At 60.2% G+C, this 16395-nt stretch carries 14 protein-coding genes; 5 read left to right on the forward strand and 9 right to left on the reverse strand.

The window, feature by feature from the left end:
• Positions 1 to 505: 505 nt before the first annotated feature.
• Positions 506 to 1375, reverse strand: a complete 870-nt coding sequence (locus tag BLV20_RS14485) for a LuxR C-terminal-related transcriptional regulator (RefSeq protein ID WP_092302537.1) — start codon at positions 1373 to 1375, stop codon at positions 506 to 508.
• On the reverse strand, positions 1372 to 3213 hold the full coding sequence (locus BLV20_RS14490) for a fatty acyl-AMP ligase (RefSeq protein ID WP_092302539.1): 1842 nt from the start codon (positions 3211 to 3213) through the stop codon (positions 1372 to 1374). Before BLV20_RS14490 ends, BLV20_RS14485 begins: the two co-directional genes overlap by 4 nt.
• Positions 3214 to 3559: 346 nt before the next feature.
• On the opposite strand from BLV20_RS14490, the gene BLV20_RS14495 reads away from it, so the two are divergent.
• The 3 genes from BLV20_RS14495 (at position 3560) to BLV20_RS14505 (ending at position 7123) form a co-directional block, all read left to right on the forward strand.
• The gene (locus tag BLV20_RS14495; RefSeq protein WP_092302541.1) at positions 3560 to 5029 is read left to right on the forward strand and encodes an amidase; all 1470 of its coding nucleotides are present in this window, start codon (positions 3560 to 3562) and stop codon (positions 5027 to 5029) included.
• Between the two features lie 14 nt (positions 5030 to 5043).
• The gene (locus BLV20_RS14500) at positions 5044 to 6186 is read left to right on the forward strand and encodes a fatty acid desaturase family protein (RefSeq protein ID WP_092302543.1); all 1143 of its coding nucleotides are present in this window, start codon (positions 5044 to 5046) and stop codon (positions 6184 to 6186) included.
• 235 nt (positions 6187 to 6421) lie between these two features.
• Positions 6422 to 7123: a hypothetical protein gene (locus tag BLV20_RS14505; protein ID WP_092302545.1), complete on the forward strand. Its 702-nt coding sequence runs from the start codon at positions 6422 to 6424 to the stop codon at positions 7121 to 7123.
• 81 nt (positions 7124 to 7204) lie between these two features.
• On the opposite strand, the gene glyA is transcribed toward BLV20_RS14505, so the two are convergent.
• Complete coding sequence (glyA, locus tag BLV20_RS14510; RefSeq protein ID WP_092302661.1) at positions 7205 to 8560, reverse strand: serine hydroxymethyltransferase; 1356 nt, start codon at positions 8558 to 8560, stop codon at positions 7205 to 7207.
• Between the two features lie 480 nt (positions 8561 to 9040).
• Here glyA and BLV20_RS14515 point away from each other — a divergent pair, with 480 nt between their 5' ends.
• Both BLV20_RS14515 and BLV20_RS14520 read left to right on the forward strand, forming a co-directional pair.
• Positions 9041 to 9643 carry a helix-turn-helix transcriptional regulator gene (locus BLV20_RS14515; protein WP_092302547.1) on the forward strand — a complete coding sequence of 201 codons (603 nt, stop codon included), beginning with the start codon at positions 9041 to 9043 and terminating at the stop codon, positions 9641 to 9643.
• Positions 9630 to 10511, forward strand: a complete 882-nt coding sequence (locus tag BLV20_RS14520) for a queuosine precursor transporter (protein WP_092302549.1) — start codon at positions 9630 to 9632, stop codon at positions 10509 to 10511. The genes BLV20_RS14515 and BLV20_RS14520 overlap by 14 nt, the downstream gene beginning before the upstream one ends.
• A gap of 91 nt (positions 10512 to 10602) precedes the next feature.
• On the opposite strand, the gene queC is transcribed toward BLV20_RS14520, so the two are convergent.
• The 6 genes from queC to cyoA all read right to left on the reverse strand — a co-directional run bounded on the left by queC (position 10603) and on the right by cyoA (position 16243).
• Complete coding sequence (gene queC, locus BLV20_RS14525) at positions 10603 to 11301, reverse strand: 7-cyano-7-deazaguanine synthase QueC (RefSeq protein ID WP_007929707.1); 699 nt, start codon at positions 11299 to 11301, stop codon at positions 10603 to 10605.
• Positions 11302 to 11418: 117 nt separating this feature from the next.
• Positions 11419 to 12306 (reverse strand): heme o synthase, encoded by an 888-nt coding sequence (cyoE, locus tag BLV20_RS14530; protein WP_025806166.1) that lies wholly within the window; start codon positions 12304 to 12306, stop codon positions 11419 to 11421.
• A gap of 11 nt (positions 12307 to 12317) precedes the next feature.
• On the reverse strand, positions 12318 to 12653 hold the full coding sequence (gene cyoD, locus BLV20_RS14535) for a cytochrome o ubiquinol oxidase subunit IV (RefSeq protein WP_092302551.1): 336 nt from the start codon (positions 12651 to 12653) through the stop codon (positions 12318 to 12320).
• On the reverse strand, positions 12653 to 13279 hold the full coding sequence (locus BLV20_RS14540) for a cytochrome o ubiquinol oxidase subunit III (protein WP_092302553.1): 627 nt from the start codon (positions 13277 to 13279) through the stop codon (positions 12653 to 12655). Before BLV20_RS14540 ends, cyoD begins: the two co-directional genes overlap by 1 nt.
• A 3-nt stretch (positions 13280 to 13282) precedes the next feature.
• Positions 13283 to 15301: a cytochrome o ubiquinol oxidase subunit I gene (cyoB, locus tag BLV20_RS14545; protein WP_092302555.1), complete on the reverse strand. Its 2019-nt coding sequence runs from the start codon at positions 15299 to 15301 to the stop codon at positions 13283 to 13285.
• A gap of 3 nt (positions 15302 to 15304) precedes the next feature.
• Positions 15305 to 16243, reverse strand: coding sequence for a ubiquinol oxidase subunit II (cyoA, locus tag BLV20_RS14550; RefSeq protein WP_092302557.1), 939 nt, complete (start codon positions 16241 to 16243; stop codon positions 15305 to 15307).
• Positions 16244 to 16395 lie beyond the last annotated feature (152 nt).

Consider the following 16395-nt stretch of genomic DNA (forward strand, 5'->3'; position numbering starts at 1 on the left):
GACGGCGCCTTACACGAACTAACGCCCACACCCCCTGTAGCCGCTGCCGCAGGCTGCGATAGGACCGAAGGTCCTCCAGCGGTCTCAAGATCCTGCGCCTGCTGCGCAGTCGATCGCAGCCTCGCGGGCTCGGCAGCGGCTACGGAGCGCCGACCGGTAGGTCGCGCATGGCTTTTGATTTTGATCTACCCGCCCCATCGGGAGGCCGGAGCGAGAGAACCTGAGCGCAGCGAAGGCCGTACGCAGGGGCAAGCGTTTTTGCTTACTTTTTGCTGGGCCGGCATTCCGGCGTCTGAAAAAAGTGAGTCGCCGTAAGGGCGAAACCGCCAGCCGCCGTTACCGCAGGAACGGATATGTACCCCGTCCAAAAAATGCAGCGCCCACAAACGTCATCACGGCCAATCGAACATCGACCGGCCGCTGCAACAGAGGCGCACACAACGCCGAAGCACTGACCCCCGTCAGCACTGTGGAAGGGTTACCAAATGAAAGAAGCAGGCAGTACTCACTCGTCGCAGAACAACGCCGCGATCTGCGCCCGACTTGACGCCTGGAGTTTGGAGAAAATGTTCTGCAGGTGGGTTTTCACGGTCTTGTCGCTGATGCCGAGGATCTGGCCAATCTCCCAGTTGGTCTTGCCTCGGGCCACCCAGCGCGAAATCTCCGCTTCGCGGCTGGACAGGATGGACAACAGTTGATGGTTCGGCCCCGGGTTGTGGCGCAACAGCTTGCTGCCCAGCGCCCGGTTCAGGGCGATGTGCAGGTACGGGGCGAAGACCATCATGCGCATTTTGCTTTCGTGGGCCACGGTGGCCGAGATGTTGTGGAAGAAGTAGCCGGTGAAGGTGTTGCGGTGCAACCCGGGCAGCAGGGTCCAGCCCAGGTTGCGTATGCCATGTTCGCGAAAGATCTTCGCCCACACCTGGTCCGGCGAGCTGCCCAGGCGCTCCAGGGTGGTGAACTTGGGGCGCCCGCAATGCTCGATGGGGTCGATGCCCAGCGGCGGAATCATGCCGTCGCGGCCGACGATGGCCTTGATCAGGTCATCGGAGACGCTGTCCGGATGAATCAGGTGCGAAAAGAACACCCGGTGCGCGCGGACCCGGCCGCTGGCGAACACGAAGTTCTCGCACGGCAGGATCTGCGGCAGCGCCAGTTCGGTCTGCTGGGTGAGCTCGGCAATGCTGCGCGCCGAGGTGATGGAGTTGAGCACGCCGGTCAGTTGCAGCCGTTGCTGGCTGTCGGTGGGCGGCAACGACAGCACCGACCGCGGGCGGCTGGCCAGTTCCAGCCGCGGTTCGCAGAAGGCCGGCTGGGCGAACAGCAGCGCCGCGGGCTTGGGCGCATGCACCGGGCCGATCGATAGACTGGTCATGCTTCCACGACCTGGCTGTCGGCGGTGATGTCACGCAGGATCCGCCCATTGCTCTCCACCGCGACCACCGACTTGTCCAGCGGATGCGCTTCGGCCGGCGCGGAGCCGCCCTGCGCCGCCAGCCAGGGAGCGAACTGCTTGCGGCACTCCTGGCGCTTGATCTTGCCGCTGGAGGTACGCGGCAACGACCCGCCGAACACCAGCAACAGCACCGGCCGCGCCAGTTGGTGCTGTTGCCACAGCCGCGCCTTCAAGTCGCTGAACAGCTGCGGCAGGTCGAGGCTGCGCAAGGCACGCCGTTCGATTTCCTGGGCGATCACCACCTGCTCGCTGTCGCCGGTCTCGATGCTGAAGGCCGCGGTGCCGTCCGGGCGAAAACTGTCATGGGTGCGCAGCACGGTGTTCTCGATATCGCCGGGGTGGTGATTGACGCCATTGACGATGATCAGGTCCTTGAGCCGCCCGGTGACGAACAGCTCGCCGTCGAGCAGGAACCCCAGGTCGCCGGTGCGAAAGTAACGCGACCAGCCGAGCGTCGGCGGTGCCGGGCGAAAGGCCGCCGCGGTGCTCTCCGGGCGCTGCCAGTAACCGCTGGCGACGCTGTCGCCGAGGATGCAGATTTCCCCGACCCGGCCGTCCTCCAGCGGCTGCTCGGTGTGCGGGTCGCAAATGAACGGGCCCTGCCCGGGAATCCCGCGGCCACTGCTGACCAGGGTGCGCAGGCGCAACTCGGCGTCGCTGCCCGGGCCTTGATGCAGGCACGCCACGTTGTCCTCCAGCAAGCCGGCGTGGAACTGGCGGATCACCGGCTCGCGCTTGCTGCCGCCGGCGCTGACCATCAGCGTGCCTTCGGCCAGCCCGTAGCAGGGAAAGGCCGAGGTGCTGGCAAAACCAGCGCGGGCGAAACGCTCATGGAAGGCGGCAATGGTCTGCGCCCGCACATGCTCGGCGCCGTTGAAGGCCACCTCCCAGCTGCTCAGGTCGAGGCCGGCCAGTTCGTCGTCCTTGATCTTGCGCAGGCACAATTCATAGGCGAAGTTCGGCCCGCCGCTGACGGTGCCGCGATAGGTGCTGATGGCCTGCAACCAGCGCAACGGCCGCTGCAGGAAGTGGATCGGCGCCAGCAGGGTCGAGCCGAAGCCGACGAACAAGGATTGCAGGATGCCGCCGATCAGGCCCATGTCGTGATACGGCGGCAACCAGCTGACCAGGTGGCTGTCCTTGTGGGTCAGGAAGCCGCGGCTGATGCTGCGCGAGTTGTGAATCAGGTTGCCATGGGTCACCGCCACTCCTTTGGGAGTGCCGGTGGAGCCGGAGGTGTATTGCAAAAAGGCGATATCGTCGCGGGTCATCGGCACGGCCCGCCATTCGCTGGCCAGGGCCAGGTCGAGACTCGCCATGTCCAGCACCCGCGGACTCTGCGCCTGCCCCAGCCGGGCCTGGATGGTCGGGACATCCTCGCCACTGGCCAGAGCCGCCGTCGGCTGGCAATCGTCGATGATGCCGTCCAGCCGGTCCAGGGTCTTGGTCGCCCCCGGCGGGTAGGCCGGCACCGCCACCAGGCCGGCATACAGACAGCCCATAAAGGCAATCACGTAGTCCAGGCCCGGCTTGAGCAGGATCAGCACCCTGTCTCCCGCCCGGCAATGCACCTGCAACCGGGCCGCCGCGGCTCTTGCCGCGCGGTCCAGTTCAGAGAAGGTGATGAGGGTTTCTTCGTCTCGCCCGTTATGCAGAAAACGATAGGCCAATCGGTCCGGGATCGTATGTGCGTGAAGCTGCAGACATTCCGAAAAATTCACATACGGAACGTCGCTATCGTGGTCGTTCGTAGTCATTATTTTGTGTCCAGGCAGCCGTACTTAGCCATCTCCCGCAAGGCCCGAAATCTGCGGCCTTGCGCATCCATTACGCTTGATCATCCTCTGGGAGCGCGCAGTCGAAGTTAATACTCCGAACGGCGTATACCCGCAATTTCCGCCCCCGGCGCATATTCGCCTCACGGCTCGATGCATGCATGGCTTTTTGCCATGTCAGGCGCAGTCATCAGCCTTTTTCAAGGATGTGAAGCCGATATCCGGGCCCGCGCAAGCCGGGCTTGTGTAACCGGCCATGTCATGAAACCCAGGCCGGAGCGGGAGCGCTCCGGTATCGCCAGCAGCGTGCACAGCACGGGAGAACAGGATGTCTTTTAGCGAATACGCCACCTTCGATGCGGTCGGCCTGGCCGATCTGGTCAGGACCGGGCAGGTACGCCCCTCCGAACTGCTGGAGGAAGCCATACGCCGCATCGAAGCCTTCAACCCGGCGGTCAACGCCGTGGTCTACAAGGCCTACGAGCAAGCCCGGGCGCAGGCCGCCGCCCAGGACAAGGCACCGCCGATCGGTGCGCTGCACGGTGTGCCGTTCCTGCTCAAGGACATCCTCGGCGACTGCCAGGACCTGCCTTCGAGCCTGGCCTCGCGCATGCTGAAAACACGGGTGATGCCCCAGGACTGCGAGCTGGTGAAGCGCTTTCGCCAGGCCGGCCTGGTGTTCGTCGGCAAGACCAACGCCCCGGAGTTCGGCATTCTGCCCACCACCGAAGGCGCCTTCCATGGCCCGGCGCGCAACCCGTGGAACCTTGAATATTCCACCGGCGGCTCCAGTGGCGGCGCGGCCGCCGCGGTGGCCACCGGTATGGTCCCGGCGGCCCACGGCAACGACGGCGGCGGCTCGATCCGCATTCCGGCCTCGTGCTGCGGCCTGGTGGGCCTCAAGCCGACCCGGGCGCGCAACTCCCTGGCCCCGGACTTCGGCGAGCTGCTCAGCGGCCTGCTGGATGAACATGTGCTGACCCGCAGCGTGCGCGACAGCGCCGCCCTGCTCGACGCCACCCACGGCGTGGTGCCGGGCGACCCGTATCGCGCGCCGCCCATGCACCGGCGCTTTCTCGACCAGCTCGGCCAGGAACCGGGGCACCTGCGCATCGCCTTTTCCAGCACCGACCCGGCCGGGCGGCCGCTGCACCCCGACTGCGTCGCGGCGGTGGAAAGCACCGCGCGTCTGCTCGAATCCCTCGGCCACCACGTGGAAGAAGCCGCGCCGCAGCTGGATTTGCAAAGCTTCGCCGAAGCTTTCAGCGCCCTGTGGTTTTCCGGGATCGCCTTCGCCGTGGAACTGATGAGCCTGCAACTGGGACGCGGTCCGCTGCCCGGCGAGCTGGAAAACCTGACCCGCGCCGTGCATCAACGCGGCCTCGGCGTGAGCGCGGTGGAATACCAGATGTCCGAGCTGGTGCTGCAGCAGGTCGGCCGGGAAATGGCACGCTTCCACCAGAGCTACGATTGCTGGCTGACCCCGACCCTGGCCCGGCCGCCGCTGCGCAACGGCGTGGTGGATATCCACTCCAGCGACCTGGAAAGCACCTACGGCCCGCTGATCGACTACAGCCCCTTCACCGCCATCCACAACGCCTCGGGGCAACCGGCGATTTCCCTGCCGCTGCACTGGAACGCCGAGGGCCTGCCGATCGGCCTGATGCTCAGCGCGGCCTTTGGCGAGGAAGGCCTGCTGTTCCGCCTAGCCGGCCAGCTGGAACAGGCACGCCCGTGGAAGGACCGGCGGCCACAGCTGTTCATGCAGCACAGCCCCCACGAAGCGGTTATCGGCTAAGGAGAGCACCGAGCATGCGCACGCTGGACACCTCGACCGCCTCTCCTTTCTGCCCCGCCGATTCAGACCCGCAGCCGCACCAGCCGGGAGCCATCCCCTGGCCCACCGACGGCCTGAACCGCGAGCAGCTGGCGCGTTACGGCAAGGAGCTGATTCGCCAGACCCTGCCCTTTACCGTGGAGAACCGCCGCCTGAGCTGGTGGCATTTCTACTCGACGCTGCTGGTGATCGGGCTGTTCGGCGCGGCCGTGGCCCTGCCGCTGTGGTGGCCGCTGCGCCTGGGCTGCAGCGTGCTGCTGGGCTTGTCCCTGGTGCGCATGTTCGTGCTTTATCACGACTACATGCACGGCGCGATCCTCAAGGGCTCGCGCTTCGCCGAGGTGTTTTTCAAGACCTTCGGCCTGCTGCTGATGGCCCCGCCAACGCTGTGGAAGCAATCCCACGATTACCACCACGGCCACAGCTGCCAGTACGTCGGCGCGGAAAAAAGCCGCCTGCCGTTGCTGTCCACCCACACCGACCTGGGCACCTTTCCCCTGTTGTCGACCGAGGAATATGCCCGGGCCGGACGCCTCAAGCGCTTGCGCTACCGCATCGCCCGGCACCCGCTGATGATCCTGCTGGCATCATTCAGCATCTTTATTTTCAGCATCTGCATGGTTTCGCTGATCACCCAGCCACGGCATCGACTCTGGTCGCTGCTGGCCCTGGCGCTGAACCTGGCGAGCGCCGTCGCCCTGGCATTGCTGGCGCCGGACATCCTGCTGTATGGGGTGCTGGTCCCCAGCCTGTCCGGCTCGGCGCTGGGCGCCTACATGTTCTACTGCCAGCACAACTTCCCCGGCGTGCGCTACCCCGAGCGCGCCGACTGGGACTACGCGGCCACCGCGGTGTTCTCCTCCAGCTACATGCGCACCGGCCCGCTCATGGCCTGGTTCACCGCCAACATCGGCTACCACCATGTGCACCACGCCAATTCGGGCATCCCCTTCTATCGCCTGCCGCAAGCCATGGCAGCGATCCCGGCGCTGCAATCGCCGATCACCACCTCCCTGCATCCACGGGATATCTACCGCTGCCTGCGGCTCAAGCTGTGGGACCCGGCGCGCCAGCGCATGGTCTCGTTCGCCGAGTTTCACCAGCAGGCGCAACGCTGAAGCCAATGCGCCGCAGCCACCGGCCGGACGGCGCCAGGCGTTGCCCGGCAAGCGCTCGGCCGGCGTGATCGGCGGCGGAATTTTCCCGGCGTTCGCCGGTCAGTAGAGCCACGCTTTTTCGCACCGGTCCGTTCGCCCGTGACAATGGGGCGTCGGTCCCATAAATTAGGCGCCCTGAAAAGGCCCGGTGCTTTTCTAGCCTCATTTCCAGTTAAAAGAAGTAAGTGAAATATCAATGTCCGATTCCAATACAGAAGAATCCGTAAACGCCTTGTCGTCCAAAGCCGAATACGAAAACGCCATCAATCTTTCACAGCATGTTTCCCAGGCCAAGACCATCAGCGAGATGGTCCTCGACGCTTTCCAGTCGTCCAAGGAAAGCGACCAGATCCGTGAACTGCGCGCCGAGATCCGCCAGGCCCACGACCGTTTCGACGATGACCGTGCCTATGAACTCATGGGCCAGCTCAAACAGCTCAAGGACGCCGAGGCCGCCGACAGCGCCGCCCTGGAAGACCTGAGCAGCAAGTTCCCGATCAGCCGCATCCTGTCCAGCTACAAGGACGATCCGAGCTTCCAGGAGCTGGTCTACGGCCTGGCGCTGAAAGTGCTGAACCAGACCCACCAGGCCATCAGCAACCCGAGCGGCAGCAAGAGCAAGGCGCGACCGAAGAAGGAAATGGAAGTGTTCGCCATCAGCAAGGACGGCATCAGCGTTACCCTGCCGATCCGCCCGCGCTCCAAGGCCAACGTCGACCGTGAAGCCTTCGAGTTCCTCGGTTTCGCCTTTGTCGGCGAAGGCGACGAAGCGGAGCTGGCAAGCGAAGTGTTCCTCGACAAGGACGGCAACGAACAGCCGGCCACCCGCAAGAACATCGTCACCGCGATCCAGCAGCAGACCGCGTTCGAAGGCTATAGCGCGCTACAACAGCTGTAACCTGCTCGCGCAGGACGGATCGGGCAGCAGCCAGTGCGCCCTTCACTGGCTGGCTCCTTCGAATGAAAGGCCGGGGCGGCCTCAGTTGCCCCGGTAATCGGCGATGGGATACATCGCGCACAACGCCTCGGTCTGCAGGCGGAACTGCTCTTGCAACTCAGGCGCCAGGCGATACTTCTGCTCGCTGAGGGGCGTCACCTTATCCAGTATCCGGCACACCAGGTCGACCACGTCACGACACCCCTGGGGGTCGATGTAGCGTTGGGCAATCGAGCCGGTGCCGATGCACAAGCCATTGGCGACGAATGAGGACCGGGTCTCACCCAGGGCGCGGCTCTTGCTCACGATGATCCCGCAGCGCTCCAGTGCCGAGGCGGCAATTGAACCGCTGATGCCCCCGCGCAACTTGAGCAGGATCGTGTGGTTCTCCGTCCCCCCGCCCACCACTTCGTAGTCCTGCGCCATGAATGCACTGGCCATGGCAACGGCCGTGCTGCGAATCCGCCCCATGTAGGCGTCGAATTCCGGGGACATTGCATAACCCAGCGCGGCGGCCTTGGCCGCGATCATGTTGACCGCCGGCGAGCCCTGCATCCGCGGGAATACCGCTTGCTCGAGCACACGACTGAAGCTCGCCCTCAGGCCGGGAACCTTGGTGTCGGCATCGCGCCCGGAAAGGATGAGGCCGCCACGCGGCCCGGCGAGTTGCTTGTGGGTGCACGCGGTGGTGACGTGCGCCACGTCGATCGGGCTCGGGTGTCGCCCCGTGGCCACCAGCCCGGCGATATAGGAAATATCCGCCAGCAGGATGGCCCCGGCCTCGTCGGCAATGGCGCGAAAGCGCTGGAAGTCGACGACCCGGGAATAGGCCGTCGCACCGCAGATGATGATGCGCGGACGGTGGGCAAGCGCCAGTTGGCGTACCTCTGCGTAATCGATCACGCCCTGCGCGGTGGTGCCGTAGCGGATCGCCTTGTAGTTGGCCCCCGTGAATGTGACGGGGCTGCCGTGGGTCAGATGCCCGCCGTGATCGAGGGCCATTCCGAGAATGGTGTCCCCAGGCTCGAGCAGTGCCGCAAGCACTTGGTAGTTGGCGTTCGAGGCAGAGTGCGACTGCACGCTGGCATATTGCGCGCCGAACAGCTCCCGGGCCCTGCGAATCGCCAGGGATTCGACCAGATCGACGTTTTCGCAGCCAACATGGTGGCGCTTGCCGGGCGTGCCCTCGGCGGTGACGTTGACCAGCGCCGAAGCAGACGCCGCGAGGATTCGCGGGTTGGCTGCGCAGGAAGATGAAACCAGGGACAGTGTGCGGTGTTGCCGGGTGACCTCGGCGTCCAGGATCCCAGCCAGCTCGGCGTCTTCAGTTCGCAGATCCGCCAAACCTCGTCGCAACAGGTCGGCCTGGTTCCTGAGCGGTGCTGCATCAGCTGCCATCATTCGGTATTCCTTCCTTGTCTTTGCATGCCACGAACGACAGCACGCTTCCTTGTTTAACGTTCGCGAGCCGCTAATTAAGCAAAAAATTAAACATTTTCCAAACAAAATGCTTCTTTTCTGAATAGCCGGATTTGCGCTGCTGCTCGATATTCGTCGATCAGGCGGGGGTTTTGCGCATTTCGGGGCTTTATTGTGATGACTGGGACATGCAACACTTGCCTCCCGCGGCGCGCCCCGGTCCGGATCCTCCCGAAAATCCGAGCGCGCCCCATACCGACAGCGAAATATCCCAGGATGGGTGCAGGCTGGTTAAAGGAGTACTCGCGAGTTGGTACAGCCCCCGAAAGACCTCGACAAACTCTTGCCGCATCAATCCGACTGCTCACGCCCTGTGGCGTCGAACTAGTCGAATGTCATGCAAGACACGCACTTCATGAAAGATCTGCGTGGCGACTATAAGGAAATGGTGAGCATTTGATGCACAGAAGAGAACGAACAGAGTATTTGAAGAGCAATATCAAATACCTGATTAAAAGCCGCGGCGAGACGCAATTGTCTTTGTGCAATGCCAGCGGCCTGACCCGGACGACCATCTACAACATCCTGGAAGGCAAGGTCAGTAACGTACAGCAGTCCACCATTCGCAAAATTTCCGATTTCTTCGGTGTCTCCTACGAAGAAATAGAAACCGTCGATTTTCAAGAGAAGGAAATCATCGACAGCAGTATTTCCCCCCAAGGAAACATGAACCCGTCGGCGGTTCCGATCCTCAAGGAAAGCCTGTTGATGATCAATATGGATAAACGGATTGGCGAACTGGCCATACTTCATCCGTTGACTTATTACTTCGGCGCGTCCTTCAACTTGATAGCGGTGCTGCTCGAGAATGAAATCAAGGGCATGTACGAAGCTGGCGACCTGTTGATCATTCAAAAGGGCACATCGACCGACGACAAGGAAAAGCTGGTCTACGACCGGCAGACCAGGAAGCTGTTCATCGTCAATGAACCATGCTCCGACTCAGACCGGGTATTGGTGGTGGGTGACATCATCGAGGAGCGATTCAATGACGGCCTATGAGGGCAAACTCGAGAACAGCAAATACAAACTCCTGGGCTTTGAAAACAACAAAAGCCTGGCCGTGATCATGATCATCGCCACCGGCAAGGTCATAAAAATCAAATTAAGCGAAGTGCTGAACAGCGAAATAATGGAAAACCTGAACAAAATGGAAGTTAAGAATATCTACAAGAAGTTCTACTCCCAGGGAGGAGCACTTACCGCCTACGACCTGAGCGACCGTCATGAAAATTCATGGATGGTCTATATCATCCTGAACTTGCTGCTCTTTACCTTCTACATATTCACCAGTATTGCCGCCACCAAACCGATTTATCTTGAATCACTGGATATCATCATAACGCCGGGGACTTTCCTTTATCCCCTGACCTTCCTGATCGTTGACCTGCTGAACGAAAACTTTGGCCTCAGGCTGGCAAGAAGAGCGATCTTCTTTGCCTTCGCCAGCAACGCCATGATTATCGTCCTTCTGTATGGCTCGACCTTTCTTCCCGGCCTGCCGGGCTGGAAGCTCGACACCCCGTACAATGACGTGATCATTCATGTGTCATCGGTTCTGGTGGCGTCGTCGGTGTCGTTCCTGGTGTCGGAAAACATAAACTCTTACTTGCTGTGCAAGATAAAAGAGCTGACCAACTCCAGATTCCTGTTCCTGCGGATATTCTTGAGCACACTGTTCGCGGTCATTATTGACAGCTTCGTGTTTTGCTACATTGCCTTTTACGGCTCGATGGAGAACAACGACATCCTGAACATGATTTATGTGCAGATCGCGATCAAGGTATGTTTTGCCTTCTTCAACATCTTGCCGGCCTATGGCGCAAGATCACTGTTCAAGAAATACATAACGGACAGCCAAGCAAAATAGTACGACCACGCTTGGCTCAAGCTGATGGATTCAACACTCATCCGGCAGGCAGATGCAGTGTTGAATTCCATTGAGACGGTCGATCAAGCCTTCATTGCAAGTTCATCTTGCTTCTCAAGCTGTTCATGACTTCTGCCTTGTTCCCCAGATATTCATTCAGCCCTCTGCTGCGAAGATTGCATGCATCGCAATTAGCACAGCCGCTGCCGATAACGCCGTTGTAGCAGGTCAGGGTTTGCTCGCGGACCAGGCTCAATTGATGGTGATGATCGGCCAGGGCCCAAGTTTCCGACTTGTTCAGCCACATCAGTGGAGTCTCAAGGCGCAGGCGGTATTCCATGCCCAACTCGACGGCCTTGTTCAAGGCCTTTACAAACTCGTCACGGCAATCGGGATAGCCGGAGAAGTCTGTTTCGCATACCCCGGTAATGACCGTTTCAGCCTTTACCTGGTAGGCATAGATAGAAGCCAGGGTTAAAAACAGAATATTTCTTCCCGGCACGAAAGTGCTGGGCAGGCTTTCGCCCGAACTGTTCACCGTCGGCACCGGGATATTGTCCCGAGTGAGACTGCTGATCGCCAATTCATTGAGCAACGAAGCATCCAGCACTTTGTGGACTGTCGCCCCCAATTGTTTCGCCAGCTGCTGCGCCACTTCTATTTCCGCGCGGTGGCGCTGGCCGTAATCAAAGGTAATGCAGTGCACTTCATCATAGAGCGGCAATGCGTGGATCAGACAGGTTGTCGAATCCTGGCCACCACTAAATACAACAACAGCTTTTTTCTTCATTATTCTGCTTCCTGCATGAATAGAGTCATTTGAATATTTAAACAGCCTACCGACTGACACTCAATAAAAAAGCCCCGCGCTTCTGTCGAAGGCGGGGCTTTTTTACAGCGTTGCAGCTTATGGCGCGTAGGTCAGCAGCAGCTCGCTCGGTACCTTGAAATCCAGGGACATCATCACGCTCAGCGCGGTGATGGTGAAGATCGAGAACACGAACAGCTTGCGGGCCCAGACGGTGTCGTCCACCGCCTTGTAGCCGGTCCAGGCCATGTACAGCCAGTACATGCCCATCGCGGCCGCGACGGCCAGGTAGCTCATGCCGGCATAACCGCTGAAGGTCAGCATCAGGGTCGCCACCAGGAACGCCAGGATGTAGAGCAGGATGTGCTTCTTGGCCACCAGGATGCCGCGCTTCACGGGCAGCACCGGAATCGATGCGGCCAGGTAATCGTTGAAGCGGAAGATCGCGATGGCGTAGGAATGCGGCATCTGCCACAGGCTGAACATCACCAGCAGGGTCAGCGCAGCCATGTCGAAGCTGTTGCTCACGGCCACGTAACCGATCACCGGCGGCATCGCCCCCGACAGGCTGCCCACCAGCGTGCCGTGCACCGACTTGCGCTTGAGGTACAGGCTGTAGAAGCCGACGTAGATGACAAAGCCGATCACGGCAAACAGCGCCGCCAGCGGATTGGCCACCTTGTACAACAACGCAACGCCAGCGACACCCAGGATGGTCGCGTAGACCAGTGCCACTTTCAGGGAGATCAGGCCCTGAACCAGCACGCGGTTCTTGGTGCGCTCCATCTTCAGGTCGATGTCGCGGTCGATGCAGTTGTTGAACACGCAACCGGAAGCTACCACCAGGGACGTGCCGATCATCGCGGCCAGGAAGATGGCCAGATCGACATGTCCCTTGGAGGCCAGGAAAAAACCGCCCGCCACAGAAAGCACGTTACCGAAAATGATCCCCGGTTTGGTGATTTGGATAAAGTGCTTGAGCGACATCGGGTCTTACCTCACTTCGCCATCATGTAGGTGTGGATGCTGAACATGATCCACAACGACAGACCAACCAGCAGGACGATCACCAGGGCAGCGAAGACGAACGCAATCACGTTGTTACGCTGGGCCTCGGAACGGTCCAGGTGCAGGAAGTACACCAGGTGAACCAGGACCTGGATCACCGCGAAGGCGAGAACGATCATCAGGGTGATGGATTTCGGCAGGGTCGGGTACATCACCAGGCCGAACGGGATAATCGTCAGGATCACCGACAGGATGAAGCCGATGGCGTACGACTTTACGCTGCCGTGGCCAGCTTCATGGCTGTCATGGGAGTGTGCATTAGCCATTACATAGTCCCCATCAGGTAAACAACGGTGAAGACGCAGATCCAGACCACGTCCAGGAAGTGCCAGAACAGGCTCAGGCAGCTCAGGCGGGTCTTGTTGGTTGCAGTCAGGCCGTGCTTGTTGACCTGATACATCATGATCGCCATCCAGATCAGGCCGCTGGTCACGTGCAGACCGTGGGTACCGACCAGGGTGAAGAACCCGGACAGGAAGCCACTGCGGCTAGGGCCGTAGCCTTCGGAGATCAGCAGGTGGAACTCGTTGATCTCCATGCCGATGAAGCCCAGGCCGAACAGGAAGGTCATGGCCAACCAGCCCAGGACCTGCTTCTTGTTACCCCGGAAGAACGCCAGCATGGCGAAGCCGTAGGTGATCGAACTGAACAGCAGCAAGGCGGTTTCGCCGAGCACGTATGGCAGTTCGAAGATGTCGTGGCCCGACGGGCCACCCGCTACGTTGTTTACCAGTACCGCGTACACCGCGAAGATCGACGCAAACAGAATGCAGTCGGTCATCAGGTAGAGCCAGAAACCGTAGACGGTCATCTCGCCCGAGTCGTGGTGATGGTCATCATGCCCATGGTCATCGACATGGGTGTGTCCAGCATTGGTCACTAAGTTCGACATGGTTTAAGCCTGTTCCAACGAGGTTTCTACACGGTTGGCCGGAATCTTCTTCTCGGCTACCAGGCGAGCGTGCTGCTCGGCTTCGATGCGTTCGATCACGTCGACCGGCACCATGTAGCCTTGATCATCACGAGCCGCGTGGATCACGAAATAGATCACGGTACCGGCCAGGCTCGCGATCGCCAGCCACCAGATGTGCCAGATCATCGCGAAACCGAAGACGGTCAACAGAGCACCCATCACCAAGCCGGTGGCGGTGTTGTTTGGCATGTGGATCGGCTCGTAGCGAGCAGGCTTCTGGTACGCGGTACCGTTTTCCTTGGCTTCGGTGAACGGGTCGATAGTCTCGGCCTTAGGCAGCACGGCGAAGTTGTAGAACGGTGGTGGCGACGAGGTCGACCATTCCAGGGTGTGCGCATTCCATGGGTCGCCGGACACGCACTGGTTCTGCTTGCGGTCACGGATACTCACATACAGCTGGATCAACTGGCAGGCGATACCGATGGCGATCATCACCGCACCGAACATGGCGACGTACAGGTACGGCACCCACTCAGGGTTGGTGGTGGCGTTCAGGCGACGGGTCATGCCCATGAAGCCCAGTGCGTAGAGCGGCATGAACGCGACGAAGAAGCCCGAGATCCAGAACCAGAATGCAGCCTTGCCCCAGCCTTCGTGCAGCTTGAAGCCGAATGCTTTCGGGAAGTAGAAGCTGAAGCCAGCGATGTAGCCGAATACCGCACCGCCGATGATCACGTTATGGAAGTGCGCGATCACGAACAGGCTGTTGTGCAGTACGAAGTCAGCACCCGGGATGGCCAGCAGTACGCCGGTCATGCCGCCGATGGCGAAGGTCACCATGAAGCCCAGGGTCCACAGGACCTGGCTGGTGATACGCAGACGGCCGTGGTAGATGGTGAACAGCCAGTTGAATAGCTTCACCCCCGTCGGGATGGAAATCAGCATGGTCGCCAGGCCGAAGAAGGCGTTGACGCTGGCCCCCGAACCCATGGTGAAGAAGTGGTGCAGCCAGACCATGAAGCCCAGTACCGAGATCGCGCCGGAAGCGTAGATCATCGAGTGGTGGCCGAACAGGCGCTTGCCCGAGAACGTCGAGATGACTTCGGAGAAGATACCGAACGCCGGCAGGATCAGGATGTACACCTCAGGGTGACCCCAAGCCCAGAACAGGTTCACGTACATCATTGGATTGCCACCAAGTTCATTGGTGAAAATGTGGAAATCCATGTAACGGTCAAGCGTCAGCAGTGCCAGGGTAGCGGTCAGGATCGGGAACGAAGCGACGATCAGCACGTTGGCCCAGGTGCAGGTCCAGGTGAAGATCGGCATGTCCATCAGCTTCATGCCCGGAGTACGCATTTTCAGCACGGTGGCCAGGAAGTTGACCCCCGTTAGCGTTGTCCCCAGCCCTGATAGCTGTAGCGCCCAGATGTAGTAGTCAACACCCACGCCCGGACTGTATTGCAGCCCCGACAACGGCGGATACGCAACCCAGCCGGTCTTGGCGAATTCGCCGACGCCCAGGGACAGGTTGATCAGCACGACGCCGGAAACCAGCAGCCAGAAGCTCAGGGAGTTGAGGAACGGATAGGCCACGTCACGCGCGCCGATCTGCAGCGGCACTGCAAGGTTCATCAGGCCGGTGAAGAATGGCATCGCCATGAAGATGATCATGATCACACCGTGGGCGGTGAAGATCTGGTCATAGTGTTCAGGAGGCAGGTAGCCCGGCGAACCCTCGGTGGCCATGGCCAGCTGGGTACGCATCATGATCGCGTCGGCAAAACCGCGCAGGAGCATGACCATGGCGACGATGATGTACATCACGCCGATTTTCTTGTGGTCGACCGAAGTCAGCCATTCGGTCCACAGGTAGGACCACTTCTTGAAGTACGTGATACCCGCGACAAGCGCCAGACCACCGAGGATGATCATGGCAACGGTGACCATGACAATCGGCTCGTGGAACGGTATCGCGTCCAGACTTAATTTACCAAACATCGTTTACTCCTCTGCCCCAGCAGCTGAATGCGAGCTCATATCAGTCCCTTCCACAGCGGCCACTTCTTTCTTCTCGTGCTTGACCGGCTTGCCTGGTTTCATGCCTTCGTACTTGTCGACGATTTTCTGAAACAGGTCCGGCGTGTACGAGGAGTACAGCGCGACAGGGTTGTTCTGGCTTGGCTTGGCAAGGGCTTCGTATTCAGCTTGATCAAGCTGTTTAGGTGCGGCCTTGACTTCGGCTACCCAGGCGTCGAAATCTTCCTGGCTCGTCGAGATCGCTTTGAATTTCATGCCGGTGAAGCCAGCGCCACTGTAGTTAGCGGAGATGCCTTCCATTTCAGCTTTCTGGTTGGCGATCAGGTGCAGCTTGGTCTGCATGCCTGCCATCGCGTAGATCTGGCCGCCCAGAGCAGGGATGAAGAACGAGTTCATCACGGCGTCGGAGGTGATCTTGAAGTTCAGCGGAGTGTGCTCCGGGAACCGGATTTGGTTAACCGTAGCGATACCCTGGTCCGGGTAGATGAACAACCACTTCCAGTCCAGCGCGACCACTTCGATGTTGATCGGCTTGACGTCGGATTCCAGAGGACGATACGGGTCCAGCGCGTGGGTGGACTTGTAGGTCACATAACCCAGGGCAATGATGATGAGGATCGGAACCAGCCAGACCGCGATTTCGATCTTGGTGGAGTGCGACCACTTGGGCGCGTAGGTCGCGTTGGTGTTGGACGCGCGATATTTCCAGGCGAACGCGAAGGTCATCACGATCACCGGAATCACGACCAGCAACATCAGCAGGGTAGCGGTGATGATCAGGTTTCGTTCATCCAGACCGACCTGTCCTTTCGGGTCGAGCAAGGTCCATTTGCAGCCTCCCAGCAACAACATGCTGAGCAGCGGCAAAAAGCCTAGTAATCGGGGGTACCTGTTTTTACTCATCTCACGACCTCTAAAGCAGCTTGCGCAATGCAGTTGGGTTTTGATGGCCAACACTTCACCGTGCCAAGGGTTGGCATTTTTTCTTCGATTGAATAAGGGCCTGCCCTGCGCGTTACGCGCTGTCTGACAAATCCTGGGCTAGCAGTGAGTTC

Origin of the sequence: Pseudomonas sp. NFIX28, from assembly GCF_900107395.1 — a bacterium.
GTDB lineage: Bacteria > Pseudomonadota > Gammaproteobacteria > Pseudomonadales > Pseudomonadaceae > Aquipseudomonas.